The sequence below is a fragment of the Vibrio sp. 10N.286.51.E5 genome, from assembly GCF_041469125.1.
Classification (GTDB): Bacteria; Pseudomonadota; Gammaproteobacteria; order Enterobacterales; family Vibrionaceae; genus Vibrio; species Vibrio crassostreae_C.
Genome location: NZ_JBFRJZ010000120.1, coordinates 1 through 1,683 on the forward strand (window position 1 = coordinate 1; position 1,683 = coordinate 1,683).

General features: G+C 46.1%; 1 protein-coding gene. It reads right to left on the reverse strand.

The genetic code is table 11. The features are described from left to right. Positions 1–102: 102 nt before the first annotated feature. Positions 103–1,539 carry a phosphatidylinositol-specific phospholipase C domain-containing protein gene (locus tag AB4161_RS22750; protein WP_372084408.1) on the reverse strand — a complete coding sequence of 479 codons (1,437 nt, stop codon included), beginning with the start codon at positions 1,537–1,539 and terminating at the stop codon, positions 103–105. Between the last annotated feature and the right edge of the window lie 144 nt (positions 1,540–1,683).

Below are 1,683 nucleotides of genomic sequence, written 5' to 3' on the forward strand. Positions count from 1 at the left end.
TCAAACTTTGCGACAGAACCAAGCCTCCTGTATGGGAGGCTTTTTTGTTTCTAAATCGCGGTGCAGATCACTTTACGTTAAAAACTTGCAAGCCCTCTAGAGCTACCTAACGAAATCAAATTGCTGATCCTGAGAACTAGGCGAACACTCCCACATAGTAAGAGTCGGATTGCCATGATTGTCTAATCGGTGCTGGTCGACATCCAGGCACCGACGAGTACCGTCCATCTTGCTGCTGATGGTACGGTCCGAGTTCAGTAACCACTGCTGATTTTTGCCACTGTGACAACTATAGCCAATCACTGGCTGGCGATGATTATTCTGACCACTCTCTACATCGAGGCAAAAGTTTGTACCATTTATCTTCAACTGCTTGGTGTTGGGGTCATACTTAAACACCTGCGCCCCTGTCGCATGGCAGTTTGAGTTCAGCGACAGAGACTTGCTACTCGATACCCCCCCACGGAAGTCGAAGCAACCCTGGTACTTAGTATTCCTGATCGCAAACGGTTCGTCTTTCGTGATACCCGCCCTCTCGTTAAGGTCAATGACCTTAGATATTAGATCCTCTCCGGGAAAATCAGCCGCTACAATGCCAGCATAAACCATATCAGAGTTCTTCAAGTAGTCGCGTGTTAAGGTATTTGTCCCCTCGAAGGAAATAGTACATATACCAATAAAGCAACTCGTACGCGGGAAGTCAGGGTAGCTGTTCTTCCAGCCCGGGGTCGTTAAGCCTGTGGACAGACGCGATGCCCCCGTACCATTCGACATATGACCGCTAGCTACAAAGTAAGGGAAGCTACCGCCAGATGCAGACAGGTAGTTGATGTAACCCTTATCGCTTTGATTGGTATTAGCCTTTTTCAAATGCTCTTTTACACTCAACCACTTATCGTATAAATCCCAGTTAGTAGACATACTGAAATTGTCCTGGATATCAAACTGCGAGTACCGGATCCCTGTTACCTGGCTCCCCGAGTAATCTTTTAAAATAACTACCTTACCACGCACCTCACTGAGGCTTGGAATATACGAGCTTGAGCCTGTGTGCCAGAAAGTATCGCTAAAAAGGTTGATATGGTGATTAACATTTTCCTCGAAGTTAAACACCAATGACAAATCAGGCTGCTCCTTCTTGACCCGCATCAGTACCGTTTCGCTAGGATGCTCTTCGAGGAAGTCCCGGGTTATCGTCATTACCTCGTTGAAGGTTTGCCAGAGGTACATAGGGCCATGGTAGAGGTGAAGAGAGTCGTGCACGCTCTTAAGCCGGATGTCGAAATAACGAATACCGGCATCAAGCTGCTGGCGGATATCCAGGGTTTGGTTCTTGGTGATATCCTCATAGTGCCTCGAGGCCGTATCGTGGGTACCCGGAATCGAAATACGAGTAATTTTGGTCTCGTCCTTTATCGAGGCCATCCAAGAGGCGCGGTGGGTAAGCTCACCAGAGTCATGATAGTAGGCCCCATCTCTATGGGCCAGAGCAGGATTCCCTGCAAGAAAAATAACCAAGCCAATAACAATCTTATTCATAATAACAGTTCTCATATTAAAAATAACCTATACAAACTAGAGTATTACAGTCAAATATCTAACTAAATAGTCAACTAGAAGAGGTTTATGGAAGCAAAGTCAAAATGGGGTGTTCATTATTCCTAGGCGTTGTTGCCTAAATTA

Bases quoted from the DNA above. Each gene is read 5' to 3' on its own strand.
- AB4161_RS22750 (WP_372084408.1), bottom strand. From the start codon at position 1,539: ATGAATAAGATTGTTATTGGCTTGGTTATTTTTCTTGCAGGGAATCCT.